The organism is Hydrogenovibrio sp. 3SP14C1, from assembly GCF_029625905.1.
GTDB lineage: Bacteria > Pseudomonadota > Gammaproteobacteria > Thiomicrospirales > Thiomicrospiraceae > Hydrogenovibrio.
Window position 1 is genome coordinate 42,686 of sequence record NZ_JARTLM010000002.1, and the last position, 21,147, is coordinate 63,832.

The 21,147-nt window shown below is 43.3% G+C and carries 22 protein-coding genes; 20 read left to right on the forward strand and 2 right to left on the reverse strand.

What is annotated here, in order from left to right; genetic code table 11:
• Positions 1-19 precede the first annotated feature (19 nt).
• The 11 genes from P8629_RS01655 to lnt all read left to right on the forward strand — a co-directional run bounded on the left by P8629_RS01655 (position 20) and on the right by lnt (position 11,386).
• On the forward strand, positions 20-1,036 hold the full coding sequence (locus P8629_RS01655) for a hypothetical protein (RefSeq protein WP_278163854.1): 1,017 nt from the start codon (positions 20-22) through the stop codon (positions 1,034-1,036).
• Positions 1,033-1,920, forward strand: coding sequence for a prepilin-type N-terminal cleavage/methylation domain-containing protein (locus P8629_RS01660; protein WP_278163856.1), 888 nt, complete (start codon positions 1,033-1,035; stop codon positions 1,918-1,920). Before P8629_RS01655 ends, P8629_RS01660 begins: the two co-directional genes overlap by 4 nt.
• Positions 1,913-3,292: a type II secretion system protein gene (locus tag P8629_RS01665; RefSeq protein WP_278163858.1), complete on the forward strand. Its 1,380-nt coding sequence runs from the start codon at positions 1,913-1,915 to the stop codon at positions 3,290-3,292. Before P8629_RS01660 ends, P8629_RS01665 begins: the two co-directional genes overlap by 8 nt.
• A gap of 9 nt (positions 3,293-3,301) precedes the next feature.
• Positions 3,302-3,901, forward strand: coding sequence for a response regulator (locus tag P8629_RS01670; RefSeq protein WP_278163860.1), 600 nt, complete (start codon positions 3,302-3,304; stop codon positions 3,899-3,901).
• Entirely contained in the window at positions 3,901-4,968 is a 1,068-nt protein-coding gene (locus P8629_RS01675; protein ID WP_278163861.1) for a sensor histidine kinase, read from the forward strand. Before P8629_RS01670 ends, P8629_RS01675 begins: the two co-directional genes overlap by 1 nt.
• Positions 4,969-5,070: 102 nt before the next feature.
• Positions 5,071-5,637, forward strand: a complete 567-nt coding sequence (locus P8629_RS01680) for a prepilin-type N-terminal cleavage/methylation domain-containing protein (protein WP_278163862.1) — start codon at positions 5,071-5,073, stop codon at positions 5,635-5,637.
• Positions 5,638-5,812: 175 nt separating this feature from the next.
• Complete coding sequence (gene miaB, locus P8629_RS01685) at positions 5,813-7,246, forward strand: tRNA (N6-isopentenyl adenosine(37)-C2)-methylthiotransferase MiaB (protein WP_278163864.1); 1,434 nt, start codon at positions 5,813-5,815, stop codon at positions 7,244-7,246.
• 64 nt (positions 7,247-7,310) lie between these two features.
• Positions 7,311-8,279 carry a PhoH family protein gene (locus tag P8629_RS01690; protein ID WP_278163866.1) on the forward strand — a complete coding sequence of 323 codons (969 nt, stop codon included), beginning with the start codon at positions 7,311-7,313 and terminating at the stop codon, positions 8,277-8,279.
• A complete protein-coding gene (gene ybeY, locus P8629_RS01695) occupies positions 8,276-8,758 on the forward strand; it encodes an rRNA maturation RNase YbeY (protein WP_278163867.1) in 483 nt (160 codons plus the stop codon). The genes P8629_RS01690 and ybeY overlap by 4 nt, the downstream gene beginning before the upstream one ends.
• 142 nt (positions 8,759-8,900) lie before the next feature.
• Positions 8,901-9,836, forward strand: a complete 936-nt coding sequence (locus tag P8629_RS01700) for an HlyC/CorC family transporter (protein WP_278163868.1) — start codon at positions 8,901-8,903, stop codon at positions 9,834-9,836.
• Between the two features lie 83 nt (positions 9,837-9,919).
• On the forward strand, positions 9,920-11,386 hold the full coding sequence (lnt, locus tag P8629_RS01705) for an apolipoprotein N-acyltransferase (protein ID WP_278163870.1): 1,467 nt from the start codon (positions 9,920-9,922) through the stop codon (positions 11,384-11,386).
• A gap of 55 nt (positions 11,387-11,441) precedes the next feature.
• Here lnt and P8629_RS01710 read toward each other — a convergent pair whose 3' ends face one another.
• A complete protein-coding gene (locus P8629_RS01710; protein ID WP_278163871.1) occupies positions 11,442-11,816 on the reverse strand; it encodes a zinc ribbon-containing protein in 375 nt (124 codons plus the stop codon).
• Positions 11,817-11,889: 73 nt separating this feature from the next.
• On the opposite strand from P8629_RS01710, the gene leuS reads away from it, so the two are divergent.
• The 4 genes from leuS to P8629_RS01730 all read left to right on the forward strand — a co-directional run bounded on the left by leuS (position 11,890) and on the right by P8629_RS01730 (position 17,453).
• A complete protein-coding gene (leuS, locus tag P8629_RS01715; RefSeq protein ID WP_278163873.1) occupies positions 11,890-14,523 on the forward strand; it encodes a leucine--tRNA ligase in 2,634 nt (877 codons plus the stop codon).
• A gap of 26 nt (positions 14,524-14,549) precedes the next feature.
• On the forward strand, positions 14,550-15,095 hold the full coding sequence (locus P8629_RS01720) for an LPS-assembly lipoprotein LptE (RefSeq protein ID WP_278163875.1): 546 nt from the start codon (positions 14,550-14,552) through the stop codon (positions 15,093-15,095).
• Between the two features lie 19 nt (positions 15,096-15,114).
• Complete coding sequence (gene holA / locus P8629_RS01725) at positions 15,115-16,131, forward strand: DNA polymerase III subunit delta (protein WP_278163877.1); 1,017 nt, start codon at positions 15,115-15,117, stop codon at positions 16,129-16,131.
• A 68-nt stretch (positions 16,132-16,199) separates the two neighbouring features.
• A complete protein-coding gene (locus P8629_RS01730) occupies positions 16,200-17,453 on the forward strand; it encodes a glutamate-5-semialdehyde dehydrogenase (protein WP_278164259.1) in 1,254 nt (417 codons plus the stop codon).
• A gap of 23 nt (positions 17,454-17,476) precedes the next feature.
• Here P8629_RS01730 and P8629_RS01735 read toward each other — a convergent pair whose 3' ends face one another.
• The gene (locus P8629_RS01735) at positions 17,477-18,082 is read right to left on the reverse strand and encodes a DNA-J related domain-containing protein (RefSeq protein ID WP_278163880.1); all 606 of its coding nucleotides are present in this window, start codon (positions 18,080-18,082) and stop codon (positions 17,477-17,479) included.
• A gap of 54 nt (positions 18,083-18,136) precedes the next feature.
• On the opposite strand from P8629_RS01735, the gene nadD reads away from it, so the two are divergent.
• The 5 genes from nadD to P8629_RS01760 all read left to right on the forward strand — a co-directional run bounded on the left by nadD (position 18,137) and on the right by P8629_RS01760 (position 21,130).
• Complete coding sequence (gene nadD / locus P8629_RS01740) at positions 18,137-18,766, forward strand: nicotinate-nucleotide adenylyltransferase (protein WP_278163881.1); 630 nt, start codon at positions 18,137-18,139, stop codon at positions 18,764-18,766.
• Positions 18,767-18,784: 18 nt separating this feature from the next.
• The gene (gene rsfS, locus P8629_RS01745; protein ID WP_278163883.1) at positions 18,785-19,147 is read left to right on the forward strand and encodes a ribosome silencing factor; all 363 of its coding nucleotides are present in this window, start codon (positions 18,785-18,787) and stop codon (positions 19,145-19,147) included.
• Positions 19,148-19,179: 32 nt separating this feature from the next.
• Positions 19,180-19,650 (forward strand): 23S rRNA (pseudouridine(1915)-N(3))-methyltransferase RlmH, encoded by a 471-nt coding sequence (gene rlmH / locus P8629_RS01750; protein ID WP_278163885.1) that lies wholly within the window; start codon positions 19,180-19,182, stop codon positions 19,648-19,650.
• A 143-nt stretch (positions 19,651-19,793) separates the two neighbouring features.
• Positions 19,794-20,045, forward strand: a complete 252-nt coding sequence (locus P8629_RS01755) for a GlsB/YeaQ/YmgE family stress response membrane protein (protein WP_278163887.1) — start codon at positions 19,794-19,796, stop codon at positions 20,043-20,045.
• Between the two features lie 140 nt (positions 20,046-20,185).
• Positions 20,186-21,130: a patatin-like phospholipase family protein gene (locus P8629_RS01760; protein ID WP_278163889.1), complete on the forward strand. Its 945-nt coding sequence runs from the start codon at positions 20,186-20,188 to the stop codon at positions 21,128-21,130.
• The last annotated feature ends 17 nt before the right edge of the window (positions 21,131-21,147 follow it).

A 21,147-nucleotide genomic window follows, 5' to 3' on the forward strand; every position in this document is an offset into this window, starting at 1 on the left:
TAAAAAGAAATAAAAAGCTATGAATCTTATGCATTCTTGTCACAGTCAGCCACAATCAGGGTTTATTATGATGTTACTTGTCGTCGTTATGGCGGTTGGTGCAGCGGCTTTCTTTAGTCTTTATAGTGACAATGCTTCTCTACGACACCAATCCGATCATTATTTAACCCGCATGAGTCAGTTAAATGAAGTTAAGCAACAGCTACTGAAATATGCGGTTTTTCAACCAGAGCTGTATCAAAGTGATTTAATCTCCAATAGTCGAACTTATAAAGAAGCTAGTAAGATTCCTGGGCCTGGGTATCTACCCTGTCGGGATTTAGATGGTGATGGTTGGGTGTTAGGGGCAGAAACCAGTTGTGGAAATCCACGTGATCCTTCTGACGAAACCACGGGGTTTGTTTATGGTTTTTTACCCATTGGGTTTAAAACACGTAATTTCTTTTTCGGTGCACTTGAGCCCCAGCAGTTTTACTATGTGGTGGATGAACGGTTTGTGAATGGTAATAATTTATATAACAACGGTTCAACAGGGCGCTATGCACCGTTGAATACCGTGTTAGCGCCGTCTACTGCACCGGATGCACCCCCGCCTAATGCATTGCCAGCGGGTTCATTGCCTTGGCTGACCTTAAATGGTGTCGAAGGGTATGTTGCGCTGATTATTTTTCCTAATACGCCGCAAGTGTTCAGCGATGGGTTTGAACAAGATCGGTCTCAAGGTGGTTCAGCAGTTGATCGCATTGCAGATTATTTAGATAGGCGTTTTGATGATGAAGGGAATCGCCTTGATGGCAATGCGGATGGTAATCGGCATTTCTTTAGTCAAGGGCAGGCAAATATAGGTGTTAATGACTTAGTGGTTGGTATTACGTTTTCGGAATGGCGCGCGGTTGCCTTGAATCGGGTTTGCAGTCAGATTGGAGAGTTAAATCAAGTCGATGAGAATGCCGCTTACTGGTTTAATGACTATGATTCTATTCAGAATCCTTCTGGTGGTAACTGGCGTGGGTTAACAGGAGCATGTGAACAATGAATCGAACACTTGTTACTCATGGAGGGTTCACTTTAATAGAAATGGCGTTTGCCCTTTTGTTGATTGGTTTGATTCTAGGGAGTGGGCTGAGTTTTTTTGGTGTTTTTCATGAGGTGGAGAATAGCAAAGTCGCTGAGAGGCAGATGCTGGAAATTAAACAGGCGATGCTGACGTATTTAAAGGTGAATAAGCACCTCCCTTGTCCGGATACGGACCAAGATGGAAAGGAAAATAGAAAAGAATCAGGCGGTGTTCTGGTTTGTAGAGACCGAGAGGGGCAGTTACCTTCTAGAGATTTGGGTGTGCCAAGAGAGGATGTTTGGCATAACCCATTTTATTACCGTGTTAATGCACGCTCGGAGAATAAAAAATATATTAATGATCTCTGTCAGTCAGCGAGTGTTTTTGGGCAAGCTGGGGCACGAACGCTACCGAGCCAATCTGGTATTTGCGATACGAGTCATATTTTTTATTGTCATTGTTCTTCCGCAAAGACTGATGGTGCGTGTGTAGGGAATTGTCGTTTTTCGGAAGATCCCAGGCCTGGTGATTTTTCGCCATATTTTATAGTGGAGACGCCTCCAAACGGGGTGGATGAGGCTGATTCTTTAAAAAACATGAAAGTCATTGATGAAAAACAGGAAGAAATCGACAATGGAATTGTGGCCATGGTGGTATCGTTTGGTAAAAATGGGTTACAAACTTGGCAAAACTGTCAGTCAGCAACTGCTTCCGGTACGGAAGAGCGAGAAAACTGTGATGGCGATCAATCGGGTGTGTTTCAAATTAATCGATCGGATGTGATGGATGATTATTTAATCTGGCTAAATATGTATGATGCTAAACAAGCCTTGCTTGAAGTAAGAGGATTTACCAGTGATTAAAAAACAATATAAGCTAGGGTTTACACTCATTGAAATGGCTTTGGTGTTGGTGATTGTTTCGTTATTAATAATCGGTTCTATTGTGACATTAAAATCTCAAAATGAGCAGGTGAGATATGTTGATAGTCGTCAGTTTCTATCACAAATAAAGCTGGCTTTGTTGTCGTTTAATGGTGTTAACAGTTATTTGCCTTGTCCTGATATTGACAGGGATGGAGTAGAAGATCGCGCTGTTAATGGCGCCTGCACTGGAAAAGAAGGAACGGTTCCTTATCGGGATATTGGGTTGCGTCTAGCCGATGTTCGGGATGGTTTTTCGAATTTGGTGCGCTATGTTGTTAATGAAGAAGCGACTGTTATCGAAAGTATGCAGGATGCGGGGCATTCAGCTAGCTATTTTTGTAATGCGGTTTGCTCAGCGGGTTCTGCTTCAGCAGGCGTGCTGCCTGTTTTTCAATTAACCACGCCACCTGTTGCCGGGAATGCGGGGCTGGGTAACTACAATGTCTGTTCAGAGGAAGCTTCGCTTTGTAATAATAGCGCTCAAATGGCTTATGAAAGTCTTTCTGTCATATTGGTTGCCGCAAATAAACGAGGTGGAATCAATTGCAACGAACGCGGCAATCCTGAAGTTGAGAATTGTGATGGAGATGCTTTATTTTGGCAGGGAAGTTTTGCTGAAATGCCCGCGGTGAGTGGTTTTTTTGACGATGAAATTTCGGGATTGTCTGGTTATGAAATTAAATCGCACTTTTTGAAAACGCACCCGAATGCGTTGTTTGACTCTTCATTAGGTGGTGGAACACCACCTGGTTCAGGAGATGTTCCTGTGTTGCCCTCCGGAACTTTTGATACCACTATTTCTGGCAATTTTAATGATAGCGGTGACTTTTTAGCCACGAATGGTGATGATTCATTAGAAATTACAGGCGATTTGAATGCCAAGTTAAACCTTAAAAATGGGGATAATACATTGCAAATTGGAGGCAATCAAAACGACGCATTAGATACCGGGACGGGTAATGATATTGTGTGGATTTTGGGCAACGCACAAGGCGCTATTTCATTAGGGCAGGATGATGATAACTTGACTATTAATGGGGATTTGAATGGCTCTAAAACTTTAAAAGCAGAAGGTGGGGATGACTTTGTCTATATACAAGGAAATGTAAATAATTCTGTTGATATGGGACCGGGTAATGATTCTTTAAAAATAGATGGGATGATTAATGCCAACCTATATGGTGGTTCAGGTGATGATACGCTTTATGTCGATATGCTTGAGCAGGAGTGGCATGATAGTGGCTATGAAAGTCGTTTGAACAGTTTTGAAGTGGTTCAATTCAGTGACGGATCGTCATTGAATTTATAAGGAGGTTAGATGGCATCGGTATTATTGGTCGATGATGATCAAAGTTTGAGAGCGATGTTATCTTTTTCCCTCAAAGGATCTGGTTATACAGTCTATGAAGCCAATTCCACGGTTGATGCAATTGCTTTGTTAAAGGAACAAGTGGTTGATGTAATGATATTAGATATGGGGATGCCACCTAATGAGCATGCCGCGACAGAAGGATTAAGGTTGCTGGAATGGGTGTCTGATCAAATGTTGAATACTAAAATAATTGTGTTAACGGGGCAGTCTGCTGACGAAACCTCTTACTTATCTATTAAGTATGGCGCGTTTGATTTTTTGACCAAGCCTGTGGAATACGATGTCTTAAAACGGTCGATTGATCGTGCTTTGTTATTTTTAAAACAATCACAAAAACTAAAAGAGCAAGAAGGGGTTCAAAAGGTTGAACTGGATCTTGAGATGGGGAATGGAGTGAAAGCGGCTCGAAATGCGGCTGAATTGAAAATATTGAAGCAGGTGTTAAGCGATACAGAATTTAATATTCATGAAGTGGCACGCCGACTGGGATTGAAGCGTGAAAACGTGTATTACCTTATTAATAAATATGGCATTGAGCGCTCTTGATGATTTCTGAATGGGGAGAAGAGCTCGCTTCTGGTGCTCTGTTGGTTGGGGTTACTTTGATTCTAGTGGTCTTGTATCTACACACTCAAAGCCGACGTTTAAGAAAATTGATTCTGAAGTTATATGACGTGAATAAAGTCGTAAGGCAAGATGCCTTGGATTTTGTTGACCAGGCCTGGCCAATTTTAAACGCCGCTGGTTTTAGAGGAATGACAGGGCAAATCATCTGGTTTGGTGAAATAAAAACCATTGAAAAAGGCGCTGATGCCCAAGTGGCTTACCCTGTCAGTATTGCTGAAGGGGGGATGGATTTTCAGTTGTCTTTGTCGGCACCGCGCTTAAGAGGGGAAAAAAAGTTTTTCGCTCAGTTGATCTTTCAAACATTTAAATCCTTATTAGTGTTGGATGTCAGTAATAAAAATACCCAGTTTTTCTTGTCACAAAAGCGATTAGAAAAATATCAGCTATTGGTACAACACGATATCAAAAATCTAGCCCAGTTTATTCAATTGTTAGCGGACCAAGTGCGAGAGGCTAGCTCAGAAGACGAGAAAAATTCTTTGGTTAACCACCTCAAAAAAGTACTGCCTGTTGTGACAGAGCGTGCTGAAAAAACCATCAAACAGATGACGATTTCCAGCGGTTCTTTCCAAAGTGTTGAACCCATTGAGTTTGCCAGTGAAATTGCACGAATTGCACAAGGGATAGGGATTGAGTATCAGTTGAAAGGTCTGTTTAGTTGTTCCATGTCTTATGCCTTATTTGAACAGGTCATTAAAAATGTGCTGGAGAATTTTCAGAGCCATGGTGATGGAAGCCCTGTTTTGATTGAGGTTATGGGCGATGGACAAGTTGTGTTTTCGATGACGCATCAAAAGACACGTGAGGCTATTCAAAGTGAGCGGTTGTTTGAACCTTTTTGGTCTAGTTCTGAAGAGGGGATGGGATTAGGGTTGTTTATCGCACGAGAGTTGTTGTCCACGATGGGCGGCGCTATTTATTTTGAAGCGCTAGAAGGAAAAAATCGATTTGTTGTACAGTTCTGTTCCCATGTGGTTCTGGCATAACTTTAAGGGTAAGAAAAATTTACTCTGTGTTTCTTTGCAAATTGGCTTAAACTAAAGCTATAAATAATAAAATAGATAATTAATGGATGAGAGGAGATGAAAATGTCATTAGTTCGTCAAAAAGGGTTTACGTTGGTTGAAATGGCAATTGTCTTGGTGATTATCGGCCTTTTATTGGGCGGTGTGCTGAAAGGACAGGAATTGATCAATGGCGCTAAAATCAAAAATATTCACAATGACTCACAAAGTATTGTATCGGCAGTGCTGACGTATCAGCAGCGTTATAAAGCATTGCCGGGGGATGATAACGCGTCTGCCATTGCCCTCCTTTCAACAAATACAGGGAATGCAAATGGTGTAATAGAAGCCGATGAACAAACAGGCTTTTATGAAATGTTGCGTCGAGCAAACCTTTTGACGGGCGATCCAGCGGATACGACTGCCCCAGCGCATGCGTTTGGCGGGAATATTGTAGTGACGCCTGATGCCTATACTAATGCACAGGGTAACAATATTTGTTTTGCCAATATGCCGGGCGATGCCGCGAATATCATCGATAATCAATATGATGATGGCATTCCAAGTTCAGGAGCAATTCAAGGGCATGATAGTGAAACGTCCTATGCTATTGATGGTTCCACGACTTATGATTTGTGTTATCGACTTTAAGTTGATGGTGCTAGAGAGATAAGCCCCGATTAACGGGGCTTTTTTGTTTTTACTGTTTTTATCGGGCTTTGTGGTAGAATACGCGCCCTAAATTTGAATTTTATTAATTAGAATCAATAAGATAGCTTTATTAAAGTCGTACAAATATTAAGTCTTTATCTTTTAAGGTCGGGTTATGTCAGAATTACAGTCACGCACGTCTCCGTTTTCAGGCGGTTTATTCATCAAAACTTACGGGTGCCAGATGAATGAATACGATTCAGATCGTATGGCAAAGTTGTTAGAAAAAACCTATGGCTTGAGTCTGGTGGAAACACCTGAAGAAGCGGACATGCTGCTTTTGAACACCTGCTCTGTGCGAGAAAAAGCTCAAGAAAAAGTGTTTGATGAACTTGGTCGCTGGAAAAAGTGGAAAGCAGCCAAGCCGAATCGAGTGATTGGTGTGGGTGGCTGCGTGGCCTCTCAGGAAGGGGATGTGATTCGTAAGCGCGCGCCTTTAGTGGATGTGATCTTCGGGCCGCAGACCTTACATCGCTTACCGGCGATGATAGATGAAGCCTTGACCTTACGCGGAGCGACCGAGCAGGATAAGAAGCTGAAAAAACGGGCAATTATCGATATCTCATTTCCAGAGATTGAGAAGTTCGATAATTTGGCCGAGCCTGAGTCGAACGGTGTGTCTGCATTTGTTTCTGTGATGGAAGGCTGTTCAAAGTATTGTACTTTCTGCGTGGTGCCTTATACCCGTGGCGAAGAGTTTAGTCGACCGTTTTCGGATGTGATGGCTGAAATTGAATCGTTGGCTCAACAAGGGGTTCGAGAAGTTAATCTTTTGGGGCAGAATGTCAACGCGTATCGCGGTGAAATGCCGGATGGTGAAATGGCTGATTTGGCGGTTTTGATTCATGCGGTCAGAGCGGTTGAAGGCATTGATCGTATTCGTTTTACCACGTCGCATCCAAATGAAATGACGCAAAGTCTGATTGATTGCTATGCAGAAGTGCCGGAATTGGTTTCTCATTTACATTTACCGATTCAGTCCGGTTCTGATAGGGTGTTGGCGATGATGAAGCGTAATCATATGGCGATTGAATATAAGGCGACCATTCGTAAGATTAAGAAAATTCGTCCTGATTTAAGCCTGTCTGGTGACTTTATTATTGGTTTTCCAGGAGAGACGTGTGATGACTTTAAAGAGACGCTCGCTTTGGTAAAAGAAATGAATTACGACCGTTCTTTCAGTTTTATTTATAGTCCCCGCCCAGGGACCCCTGCCGCCAGTTTGCCGGATGATGTTGAATTGCATATGAAAAAGCGTCGACTGCAAGCGTTACAGGCAATGTTGAATGAACAAACCGCAGCGATCAGTGAAGGCATGGTCGGGACCACACAGCGTGTTTTAGTTGAAAGGTTGTCTCGTAATTCAACCAATGAAGTGTCGGGTCGTACGGAAAACAACCGAGTGGTGAACTTTGAAGGACAGCCGGAATTGATTGGTCAGTTTGTGGATGTATTCATTGAAGAAGCCTATACCAATTCTTTAAAAGGGAAGTTGGTTGCCACACCGGAAGCAGAGCAGTTTAACCAACGACAGTTTTATGCATTGTAATTCTAAATTTTTTTCATTATGATGGGCTTATTATAAAGCTCGTTTCTTATATGGTTATTGTTCATTGACAACGCTTCACACCATACAATTTCATTTAACTCCTGAAGATAATGATGCACTGGCCAACCTTTGCGGGTGGCACAGTGAGCATTTGTCGCAACTTGAATTGCGCTTAGGGGTTGAAATAAACCATTTAGGGTTTAAATTCAGTGTCACAGGGTTGGCAGAACGCTTGGTGCAAGCAGAACAGTTTATTCGTGACCTGTATCAGATGGCACAAAAAGAGCCACTGGATCCACCAAAAATTCATATTGCGTTGCAGTCGTTGGGATTTGATGAAGCAAAAGCAATGGATGAAGATCAGTTATTGATCAAGACGCGAAAGAAAACGATTAAAACGCGTAACGCCAATCAAGCCAATTACATTCAATCTGTAAAAGATTATGATGTCAGTTTTGGTATTGGGCCTGCCGGAACCGGTAAAACCTATTTAGCGGTTGCAACAGCGGTAGAGGCGTTGGAGTCAGAGCAAGTTCGCCGCATTATTTTGACCCGCCCAGCAGTAGAAGCCGGCGAAAAGCTCGGCTTTTTACCAGGAGACCTAAATCAAAAGGTAGATCCGTATTTGCGCCCTCTATTTGATGCGTTATTTGAAATGCTTGGTTTTGAAACAGTTGAAAAACTGATCGAAAAACATATTATTGAAATTGCGCCGCTTGCTTTTATGCGAGGTCGTACATTAAATGAATCCTTTATTATTTTAGATGAAGCGCAAAACACGACCACCGAACAGATGAAAATGTTTTTGACTCGAATCGGTTTTGGGTCAAAAGCAGTGGTGACGGGGGATATTACGCAATGTGATTTACCGAATCATCAGCGCTCAGGGTTAAGACATGTGATTGAAGTGTTGGAAGGTGTACCGGGAATAGGGTTTACCTTTTATCAGTCGCAAGATGTAGTTCGTCATAACCTGGTACAAAAGATTGTTCAAGCTTATGATCAATTTGATAGAAGGAGTGCGGCAAAATGATACACTTAGATTATCAAGTAGCAGTCGAAGAGATTGATGAAGCTGAACTACCAACTTATGAACAATGTTTAAAGTGGGTAGAAGCCGCCTTATTGGATGATCGCTTGGATGGTGAAACGGAGTTGACGGTTCGTATCGTTGATGAAGATGAAATCCAAACACTTAATCGGGATTATCGAGGAAAAGATAAGACGACGAACGTCTTGTCTTTTCCTTTTGAAAATCCACCGGTTTTAGTGGATTTAGGTGAAGAGTTGCCTTATATCGGTGACTTGGTGATTTGCGCCGCCGTGGTGTTGCAAGAAGCAAAAGCGCAACACAAACCACTTGAAGCTCATTGGGCTCATATGGTTGTTCATGGGTGTTTGCATCTGCAGGGGATGGATCATATGGAAGATGATGAGGCCATTGAAATGGAAGCGCTTGAGGCAGAGATTTTGGCTGATCTCGGCTATGACTCCCCTTACGAATCGAATTGATTTAAAGCACTGATTAGTGTGTTTCTTTTATACTCTCTCATTTCCAATGATTTTTTCTATTGAAATATTCGAAGTCATTCGCATATAACAACTAGAGAGTATAGGCTTAATTTAAGGCAGTAAACCGGAGTGAAAAAAATTCATGAGTGACAGTAGTAGCGGCTCTTCTTGGTTTGAAAAACTTTCTAAGTTGTTTTCAGATGAACCGGAGAGCCGGGCAGATTTAGATTCATTTTTGCAAGAAGCCCAAGCACAGGACTTGATTGATAAAGATGCACTGTTAATGATCCAAGGTGTTTTGGATGTGTCGGAAGCGCGTGTTCGAGATGTGATGATTCCAAAAGTGCAAATGTCTTGTGTGGATGAAGCAGATGAATTAGATGTCATTTTGGAGAATATGTTGGATGCGGCGCATTCACGTTATCCGGTGTTGTCGGCGGATACTGATGAAGTCATTGGGATTCTATTGGCCAAAGACGTCTTAAGAGCTGTTGTGAAGCATCAGCTAACCGATAAGTCTCAGCTTGAAGAACTTTATCGAACGCCCGTATTAGTGTCGGAGAGTAAACGTCTAAACGTATTGCTTCGAGAGTTTAAAAACAGTCGTAATCATATGGCCTTAGTGGTCGATGAATATGGTGAAGTTGCCGGGTTAGTCACTATCGAAGATGTTTTGGAACAAATTGTTGGTGACATTGAAGATGAACATGACGAAGATGATGATAATATTCAAAAGCATATTTCCGGTGCTTATGCTGTAAAGGCGATTACATCATTGGATGAATTCAATCAGTTCTTTAATACAACGTTTGAAGATGAATTGCTGGAAACAATTGGCGGGATTGTCGCCAAGCGACTAGGCAAAATTCCAGAAGAGGAAGAAGTCTTTGAAATTGAAGGATTAAGGCTCACCGTTTCAAAAGCTGATGAGCGTCGCGTGGAAAGCTTTTTGGTAGAAGAAAAATCGGTGTTTGACGAAGAAAAAGCGAACTCAGAAAATGAGGCGCAAGATTCAGAGGCTGTGGCCGATGAGACAGACCAACCAGCAGAAGCCGCCGAATCGGACGTTTCTCGCTAGCCATAATTGACCTTATGAAACGATTTTTTTCTTTTTTTAAACCCAGTAAACGCCTATTAAGTGCGTTTGGCTTGGGTGCGCTTATGGTGTTTGCTCATGCACCGGTGGGGATTCCCCCTCTAGCCGTGATTGCTTTGGCTGGCCTTTTCTGGCTTTGGTTTAAAGCGGAATCTAAAAAAGAAACCACTCAACTCGGGCTTTGGTTTGGGCTTGGTTTTTTTGGGGTGGGCGTCAGCTGGCTCATCTCGAGTATGTATATCTATGCGGACGTCAATTTAGGCCTCGCAATTCTAGCAACTTTCATTTTTATTTTATTCCTTTCTCTGTATTTCATGCTGGCCGGCTGGCTGGTCGGTTTATTGAAAAGTGCGGATAAGCCAGGCTTTAGCTGGTTATTGGTTATGCCGACCGTGTGGGTGTTTGCAGAATGGTTGAGGGCAAGTTTATTTGGCGGCTTTCCTTTTTTAATGACTGGGAACTCACATTTACTGACCTGGCTGGATGGATATGCGCTTGTTTTAGGCGTATTAGGCGTCAGTTGGGCAGTCGCAATGACGGCTGGGATTTTGTTGTGGTTATATGAAGTCAGAGCATGGATTGGAGCGAGCTTTATATTAGCCTCGCTTTGGTTGACAGGTGCCGCTTTAAAAAATGTGCAGTGGGTTGAACCGACAGGCAAGCCAGTGAAAGTGGCTTTGCTGCAGGGAAATGTTAAGCAAGACCAAAAATGGGATCGAGCGCAATTTATTCCTACACTGAAAACCTATGTTGGTTTGACAAAGCAAAATTTGGATGCGGATTTAATTGTTTGGCCGGAAACGGCTGTGCCAGCTTATTATGATACGGTTGAAAAAGGTGTATTGCGTTCTTTTATTAAAGACGCACAGTTATTAGAAACCGACGTCCTAATGGGGGTGATTACCCGAAACCGACAAACCGGTGAGTATTACAATGCTTTGGTCAATGCTCGAAATCCCGAACAGGTATACCATAAAAAACATTTGGTGCCATTCAGTGAATATTTTCCGTTTTCCAAAATTTTAAAAACCTTAAGCCTGATGTTTGATATTCCTTTTTCGGAATTTTCGCATGGCTCTTTGGATCAAAAGCCTTTGGCCTTAGGTGAACATTTAGTGGGTGTCTCGGTGTGTTATGAAATGGCATTTGGAGAAGAGTTGGCCGACTCTGCCAAGGCATCAAGTTACTTGGTGACAGTCAGTAATGATGCTTGGTTTGCGCACACCTTTGAACCCGCACAACAGGTTCAGGATGTGCAAATGCGAGCGATTGAATTGGGGCGGGAAATTGCACGAACGACTAATACGGGTTATACCGTGATTGTCGATACGCAAGGGCAAATCAAACAAAAGATTCCCCCGTATGAAACAGGGGTGTTGAGAGGAGAAGTTCAACCCTATTCGGGGACAACGCCTTATGCGGAATGGAAACAAATTCCGTTTTTATTGTTGTTGAGTGTGATCATGAGTTTTTTAGCAGCGCGTAAAATAATGTTGTTGCCTTTGGTGCAAGCTAAAAAAACGAAATCTTAAGCGGTTATCTAGACAGGGCAAAAACAGCCAGGCCTGGCTGTTTTTTAAAAAGAAATTAAATAGATTTTTCTGAATTCATCGCTGCAGTCAGTCGTAACTTGAGAATCATCAATTCAGTTGGATCCGACAGGCTGAGCGCTTTTTCTTCCAAATATTTTTCAACCACCGGTAAGTCCATTTCAATAAAAGATTCCACGCCTTCATTGAATTCTTCTAAGTACTCTGCCAGTTGAAAAATATCCGCTTTGACATCTTCTTGAACTTGAGCCACTTCTTCGCGACTCAATTCTTCCAGAACCGATTCCTTTTCTTCAACTTTGTGTACTGCTTTGCCGAGTAAATCCCAGCTTTTCATGTCTGCTTTAATGAGCGACTCTTTTGCTTTTTCCAGTATGTGACGGTAGGCAGCCAACATTTTATTTTCACTCATTTTTACATCCTCTAATTTGTTATAATCGTTTTCATTTAATTTATCTTTAATCATACCAAAAAGAAAGCGATACATGACAACAGAATCCATGCCTGAATCGACAACTGATTATCAACCACAATCCATTGAAGCGGCTATCCAACAAGTCTGGGATGAGCAGCAGGTCTTTGTAGCGAAAGAAGATGACTCAAAAGAGAAGTTTTACTGTCTTTCAATGTTCCCTTACCCAAGTGGCAAGCTGCATATGGGGCATGTGCGAAACTATACCATCGGGGATGTGGTGTCACGATTCCAGCGTATGCAGGGCAAAAATGTGTTGCAACCAATGGGATGGGATGCCTTCGGCTTACCGGCTGAAAATGCTGCGATGGACAACCAAGTCGCGCCGGCGAAGTGGACGTACCAAAATATCGACTATATGCGTAACCAGTTGAAAAGACTCGGTCTAGGGTATGACTGGACGAGAGAAGTGGCGACGTGTCACCCTGAGTATTATCGCTGGGAGCAGTGGTTGTTTACCCGCTTGATGGAGAAAGGGTTAGTATATCGGAAGTTGTCGGTGGTGAACTGGGATCCGGTTGATCAGACTGTGCTGGCGAATGAGCAAGTAATTGATGGCAAAGGCTGGCGTTCAGGTGTGCCGGTTGAACGTAAAGAAATCGCACAGTGGTTCTTGCGTATTACCGATTATGCTGAAGAGTTATTGAAAGATTTAGATCAGCTTCAGGGCTGGCCGGAACAAGTTAAAACCATGCAGAAAAACTGGATTGGTAAATCAACCGGTTTGGAAATTGAATTCCCAATCGCTTCAGGGTTGGACGAATCAAATGGCAATCTAAAAGTCTACACCACCCGTCCGGATACCTTGATGGGAGTGACTTATGTGGCAGTGGCGGCTGATCATCCTTGGGCGCGGAAAGCATCGCTCAATAATGAACCTTTGGAACGTTTCATTGAAGAGTGTTCTCATATTTCCACCGCTGAAGCGGATATGGAAACCATGGAGAAAAAAGGGGTCGATACCGGTATTCGAGTCAAACATCCCATTACCGGTGACGAAGTGCCAGTATGGGCGGCTAACTTTGTCTTGATGGGTTATGGAACCGGTGCGGTGATGTCAGTTCCCGCGCATGACCAGCGCGATTATGAGTTTGCCAAGGCGTATGATTTGCCGATTAAAGCAGTGATTGCACCGAAAGCAGATGAAGAAGCGGATATTTCCAAAGCAGCCTTTACTGAAAAAGGCGTGTTGGTCAACTCTGGACAATTCGATGGCCTGAAGTCAAAGCAAGCCTTGCATGAAATGGCCAAAGTTTTAGGGGAATTAGGCTTAGGAGAAAAGCAGACTAATTACAGATTGCGTGATTGGGGGATTTCTCGTCAGCGTTATTGGGGATGCCCAATTCCGGTGATTTATTGCCCAGCCTGTGGTGCGCTTCCGGTGCCGGAAAAAGATTTACCGGTGCGTTTGCCGGAAGATGTCGTGCCGGATGGGGCTGGTTCTCCTTTAGCGAAGCTGGACAGTTTCAAAAAATGTGAGTGTCCTCAATGTGGTGGTCCCGCTAACCGTGAAACGGATACGTTTGATACCTTCTTTGAATCGTCTTGGTACCATGCGCGTTATACCTCGCGCCATGAAAACAATGCGATGTTGGATAAGAAAGCGGCAGATCACTGGTTGCCAGTGGATCAATATATCGGCGGAATTGAGCACGCCATTCTTCATCTATTGTACGCACGTTTTTTCCATAAACTGATGCGTGATGAAGGGTTGGTATCCTCAGATGAACCGTTTAAAAACTTACTTACGCAAGGTATGGTGCTGGCAGGAAGCTGGTTTACACAAGATGAAAAAGGTAAGCAAACTTGGTACTCGCCTTTGGATGTGGAACCGATCACGGATGATAAAGGGACCATTGTTAAAGGTCAGCTGAAATCAGACGGCACGGAAGTACAGTATGGTGGCATTATTAAAATGTCTAAATCAAAAAATAACGGGATTGATCCGCAGACGTTGATTGACCAGTACGGCGCAGATACTCTGCGTTTGTATATTATGTTTGCCTCACCGCCGGAGCAAACCTTGGAATGGTCAGATTCGGCGGTAGAAGGGTCGCACCGCTTCTTAAACCGTGTTTGGCGCCAAGTGCAAGGACACGTCGCAGCTGGCGTAGTCTCAGCCTGTACGTCGAATGAGGGTTTGACCAAAGAACAAAAAGCACTTCGTTTGAAATTACACACCACGTTACAGAAAGTGACCGATGATATGGGACGTCGAATGCATTTCAATACTGCCATTGCGGCGACCATGGAATTGTTGAATGACATTTCGCGCTTTAAGGATGAGTCAGAGGCGGGTCGTGCGGTGATGCAGGAAGCATTGGAAATGCTGGTTTTGATGTTGTCACCCATGACTCCACATGCATCGCAGGCACTTTGGGAAGCGTTAGGAAACGATGGTTTGGTGTTGAATGTCGCTTGGCCGAAAGTGGACGAAGCTGCGCTTGTTAAAGATGAAATTGAAATCATGGTGCAGGTTAATGGTAAATTACGTGGCAAAATTGAAGTGGCGGCTGAAGCGGATAAAGAGACCATTTTAGCGGCGGCAAAAGCTAACGAGCAGGCCGCTAAGTTTATCGATGGTAAAGAAATTGTTAAAGAGATTGTGGTCCCTGGGCGTTTGGTTAATATCGTCGTGAAAGGGTAATCAATTCGGTTTAAGAGAGGAATAGGATGATTCAGCGTTTAATCATGACTCAATTTAGCCAGGCCTGGCTTGTCAGAATTCGGGTGTTTGCGATTTTGGGCTTGGTTTTAACGTTGACCGCATGTGGATTTCACTTAAAAGGGGTTGGTAAAAATGCTGTGGCCACATTTAAGTCGATTGAACTGGTCAATACCGATGGGGTTCGCGCGGATGTTTTACGTTCGTTAGAGCAACAGCTTAAAGCGTCTAATGTCAAAATTGTTAACAATATGGCGGAGGCGGAAATTGTGCTGTCATTTCAACCGACGGGGTATACCGTGTCTCGAACCAGTATCAGTGGCCAAGGGGATGCGTCATCTGAATTAATTAAAATGATGCAGCCGATTCGGGTTGAAGAAGTCGCCACAGAAAAAGAGCTCTTGAAAACGGTTGTACAAGTTTATCGAGATCGGCGTATTGATAATGCGGCGGCGTTAGCGTCTAACCGTGAACTGCGTTCAATTCAGCAACAAATGGCCAATGATATTGCCGTGCAAATTATTGACCGAATCAATCGTTCTCAACTTAATTAGGGTGGCTAGGTAACTTTTTATGATTATGGCGCCGGCTTTTTTAAAGCAGTTACAAAACCCTAATTTTGAAATTAAACCTATCACTTTGATTTATGGTGAAGAACCATTGTATGTGCGTCGTGCCTTAGATGGACTGCGTGAGTTGCTTAAGTCACAAGAGTATTTTCAGCGTGACCGGTATGAAGTGGATGCAAGCTTCAAGTGGGCTGACCTGAAAATGGAAACCCAGGCGGGGACCTTGTTTGCGGATCGTCGTATTATTGAATTGGATATGCCGAAAGGCACGCCGGGTAAGGAAGGAGGGGCCTTTATTCAAGAATGGGCCAATGCCCTGCATGATTTACCTCCTGAAATTTGCTTGGTGGTAACTTGTGAAAAGCTTGATGGACGACAACTGAAATCCAAATGGGTACAGGCGATTGAAGCGCACGGCTGGGTGGTACAATCCAAACCGATTGAAGGCGTTGGACTGCTTAAGTGGTGCCAGAACCGTGCACAAGAAGCCGGACTCAGCTTGGATGAAGAAGCAGCGGGTTTGTTATCTGAAAGGGTGGAAGGGAATTTATTGGCGGCGGACCAAGAAATGGAAAAGCTGGCGTTGCTTTTTCCAGCAGGCACGGCGTTAACCGCACAGAATATTATTGATAATGTCGCGGACCAAGCGCATTACCAGTTGTTTGCGTTAAGTACGGCGATGTTGTTGGGTCGAACGCAATATGCGTTACAGATTTTACACCGATTGCAACAGGAAGGACTTGAAGCGCCGATTGTGCTTTGGCTGCTTTCCAAAGAATTACGACAATTGATTTCAATCGCCCAAAAACAACAGACATTGTCTTTGCCCCAAGTTTATAAACAATTACGTATTTGGTCTTCCAAGCAAGGTGAGTTTAGCGCAGCTTTGCAACGTCATGACTTGGCTTATTGGCAAAGTTTATTGAATGTCGCGCTACAGGTTGATTTAACGATTAAAGGGCTTCGGAAAGGCGATGAATGGTTAAGTCTTTCAGAACTGGTTTTCAAAATTTCGCAATAATTTTTAAAGAACAAGCACCTTAATAAAGGTAAATGATAGAGAGTGGAGTGGATATGACGGAACAACAATTGGATGTTAAAGCCTATATGCAGAAACTGGGACAGCAAGCCAGAGAAGCTTCCCGTCAATTGATGGTGGCGACCACTCAGCAGAAGAATACCGCTTTGTTGAATATTGCAACCGCATTGGAAGATCAGTCTGAGATTTTAAAAGCTGAAAATGCTAAAGATTTAGAGCAAGGTAAAGCGAATGGATTGGATGCGGCGATGCTGGATCGTTTGGCCTTGACTGATAAAGTGATTCACGGAATGGCGACAGGGTTGCGACAAATTGCTGCTTTGAATGATCCTATTGGTGAAATTTCTGACATGAATTATCTGCCTTCTGGTATCCAAGTCGGCAAAATGCGTGTGCCTTTAGGGGTGGTAGGGATTATTTATGAATCACGCCCGAATGTGACGATTGATGCAGCGGCATTATGTTTGAAATCTGGAAATGCGGCCTTGTTGCGTGGTGGGTCTGAAGCGGCTTATTCAAATCGTGCCTTAGCCAAGTGTATCCAATCAGCTTTGAAAGAATCCGGGCTTTTGCCTACAGCGGTGCAAGTAGTGGAAACGACAGATAGAGCGGCAGTGGGTGAAATGATTGCCATGCCGAAATATGTCGATGTCATTATTCCTCGGGGGGGGAAAGGCCTGATCGAACGAATCAGTGAAGGCGCAAAGGTGCCGGTGATTAAACATTTGGACGGTATTTGTCATGTCTATATTGATGATGATGCCGATGCGGATAAAGCGACGCGCGTTGCCTTTAATGCCAAAACCCATCGCTATGGCGTGTGTAATGCGATGGAAACGTTGCTGATTGCAGATTCGCGTGCCTGTGAAATTCTACCAGGCCTGGTAGAAATGTATGAAGCCAAAGGGGTGGAGTTACGCGGCTGTGAACGAACACGCGCCATCAGTGATATGAAGTCGGCCACGGAAGAAGATTGGGCGACGGAATATTTAGCGCCGATTCTGTCCATCAAAGTAGTGGAGGATGTGGATGAAGCGATTGAGCATATTACACAGTATAGCTCAGGGCATACCGAATCGATTATTACTGAGAACTTAACAACTTCTCGTCAGTTTTTGGCTCGTGTAGACTCCAGTTCAGTGATGGTGAATGCTTCAACCCGTTTTGCTGATGGGTTTGAGTATGGTTTGGGCGCTGAAATTGGTATCAGTACGGATAAGTTTCACGCCAGAGGGCCAGTTGGTTTGGAAGGGCTGACGTCTCAAAAATATATTGTGCTCGGGGATGGCTCCATTAGAGAGTAACTCTGTTGGTGAGAAAGCTGATGTTAAGCTTTTACTGCCGTCAGTAACACTTCCTTTGCCTGGCAGATTGCGTGGAAAATTTCGGCTTTTCCACCCTTGTCTGGGTGATGAATTTGAGAGAGTTTTCGATATTGTGTCTGAACTTTTTTGGGGGTGATGTCGGCTTCAATCTCTAGTGTCTGCTTGGCCTTTTCAACCTCTTGTTCACTATAAAATAAAGTGTCTTTGTGACCAAGACTTTCCCAAAACCCATCAATTAAATCAATCACGTCTTGTTCTTGTGTGTGAATAAACGTTTCATAATCAAGGTAGTATGTTTTAACCCCGTCAATTTCAGATATTTTTTGCGCCGTGTCTTCTTTAAGAGTTGAGTCTAAATAGATATCCAGCGTATGAATGTTTAAGGCACCTTTCTTCTCTGTGTGCCATTTGTCTTGCAGTCGATATAGCAGGTGAAACAGTAAAAAGTGCGCCCGGAAAAGCTCTAAAGGTTCCAGAGACGGGGTGAATTGATCAAAGCCTAAGGAAACTAATCGTTTCATTAGATCATATTCTTTAATCGGTTCGCCGTTTGAAAGCAGCTGGTAAACAGCTTCTTCAAATAAGGGCGGGATTTGAGGAATTGTCATATGAATATTTGACATAGTTGCTATAATAACAAAAAAACCTAAAGAGAGTCTTTTTTGCAAATCAAACGTTTAATCGGCATCAATGGCGGTACTTTTGACCCCATTCATTTTGGGCACTTACGCCCTGCCTTGGAAGTGGTTCATGCGCTTCACTTGGATGAAATGCGTTTTATTCCAGCCTATCAACCGGTTCACCGAGCTTCTCCGACTGTTTCGGCACAGCAACGATGTGAAATGGTTCAATTGGCCATTCAAAATCAACCGCATTTTAAACTGGATACCATTGAATTGGATTTAGGGGGCGCGTCTTATACCGTCAATACCTTGGAAGCCCTTAAGCAATCTGAACCGGATGCAACCCTAGTGTTGATGATGGGAACAGATGCGTTTGCTAAATTTAACCAATGGCATGACTGGCAAGGTATTTTGAATCTTGCGAATATTGTGGTGATACATCGCCCGGGTGAGCCTGTTCCAAGAGAAGGTGAAGTCGGTAAAATTTTTGTGGATCACTGGGTGCCGACTTTAACGGAAGAGTTTGGTCAGATTGTCGATTTGCCAGTGACGCAATTAGATTTAAGTGCCACGGCGTTACGATCTTATTTAAAAAATGGCGATCCGGTTGATTATTTAATGCCGGAAAGTGTCGCCCGCTATATATATGAACATCAGCTTTACCAATAGAAGAGAGTGATTGAATACATGATGGATAATCAACAAGTAGAAGCGTTAATCGTCAGTACGTTAGAAGATAGTAAAGCACGAGATATTCAAGTTTTGGATGTATCAAAGCTGTCTTCTTTTACCGATAAGATGGTGGTTGCAACCGGTACCTCAACTACGCATGTGCGTTCTACCGGTAATGCGGTGGCGCAGGCGTTTAAAGAAGCAGGTGAACCGCCAATGGGAGTGGAAGCAGGGCCCGAACCTGACTGGGTTTTGGTTGATCTTGGAAATGCCATTGTTCATGTGATGACAGAGTCAGCTCGCGCGCACTATCAGCTGGAAAAATTATGGAACATTAAGCCAGGTGAAGGCGAGGATATCAGTTCAGCGAATGGCTGATATTCGCCGACATTTATTAGGCCTTTAAACTTGTGAATATACACTTTATTGTCGTTGGGCAAAAGATGCCTGTCTGGGTTCAAACGGGCTATGCCGAATATGTGAAACGCTTGCCCAAAGCGTGTACCTTAAAGCTGGTAGAGCTCCCTATGGCAACGCGGGGTAAGTCTGGATCCGTTGCACAATATAAAACAGAAGAAGCGAAACGTATCCTAGCTGCAGTGCCGAAAGGTGCCAAACTGATCGTATTAGATGAAAAAGGTCAGGAGCCGAGTACGGTTCAATTTTCTCAAAAACTGGATGACTGGTTGGCTTCCGGGCAGGATGTCGCGTTGGTAGTCGGTGGGCCAGACGGATTAGATGCCAGTTTGATTCAACAAGCAGAATGGAAATGGGGGCTTTCTAAACTTACCTTGCCTCATCCGTTGGTCAGGGTTCTAGTGGCTGAACAAATCTACCGCGCCTGGTCTGTATTGCAAAACCATCCTTATCATCGAGAATAAATCTACGATTCTTTTTTCGAATCTTTTTTCCTAAACTAGTTTTTTTACGTATTCATGGGTACAATGGATTTGCCTTTAAAGTCAAAGTGTTATCAAGATATGCTTTGATGGAAGCGCTTTTAAATCATGAAAAGAGGTGACTTATGGATTTAGCAGGTTTAATCACATTTTTAATTATTGGTGCTTTAGCCGGTTGGCTTGCAGGTTTATTAATGAAAGGCCGAGGATTTGGGTTACTCGGTAATATTGTCGTTGGGGTTGTTGGTGCATTTATCGGTGGGTTTGTGTTTGGGTTGATCGGTATTGTCACGACGAGTATTTTAGGTACGATTGTCAGTGCGACAGTCGGCGCAGCAATTCTCTTGTTCTTAGTCGGAGTGCTTAAAAGAGCTTAAAAAGTATGGATTGCATCTTTTAATACGCTTTAATGAAAAACCACTAGGCCTGGTGGTTTTTTTATGTTGATATTCGTGACCGGAGCCCATTTTTAGGATAGGATGATTTTGAAAATACTCCCGGTTAACAGGTGAATTAAATGGCAGAGTCAAAAGAAAATAAAAAAACGGTCTCTTTAGTGTTGGGCAGTGGTGGTGCAAGAGGCTGGGCTCATATAGGCGTGATTCGCTGGCTGGAAGAAAATAATTATGAGATTCGTTCCGTGACAGGATGCTCTATCGGTGCTTTGGTCGGTGGTGTTTATGCCGCTGGAAAATTAGATGAGTTTGAAGAGTGGGTCTGCTCTATCCGAAAGGTCGACATTGTGACCTTATTAGATTTATCCTGGGAGCGCAGTGGCCTTGTTAAAGGCGATAAGATTATAAAATCTCTAGTCGACTTGGTGGGCAACCAAATGATAGAAGATTTACCGATCACTTATACTGCCGTTGCTTCTGACATTGTGCGCCAACGAGAAATTTGGCTGCAGTCCGGTCGACTGTTTGATGCTATTCGAGCATCGATTTCATTGCCTTTGTTTTTTACGCCTTTTAATTATCATGGTGTTGATTTGATTGATGGTGGTGTTTTGAACCCTGTGCCGATTGCCCCCGCTTTTAGTGATAAAACCGATATGATTTTGGCGGTTAGTTTAAGTGGTGAGCCAGAAGGAATGAATAAAATCGAAAAAATCGAATCTCATTCAGATGATGAAAAACTAGAGGCAGAGTCTCAGAAAACATCAGAAGTTACGGAAGTTGCAACAACCTTTTATGAAAAACTGAGTGGCTTTTTCAGCAAGTTTCGGGAACATGGTGATTCAGAACCTGTTCGTCATTGGAGTGTTTATGAAATTGCAGACTTGGCATTTGATTCAATGCAAAGCACGATTGCACGCCAAAAATTGGCGGCTTACCCACCTGATAAAGTGATTGAAATTGCCAATGATGCTTGTGGTTCACTTGAGTTTGATCGGGCGACAGAAATGATTGAACTCGGTTATCAATTTGCGGAAAAAACAATGAAGAAGCAAGAGTCCTCTTGATTCTATCGAATGGTGGG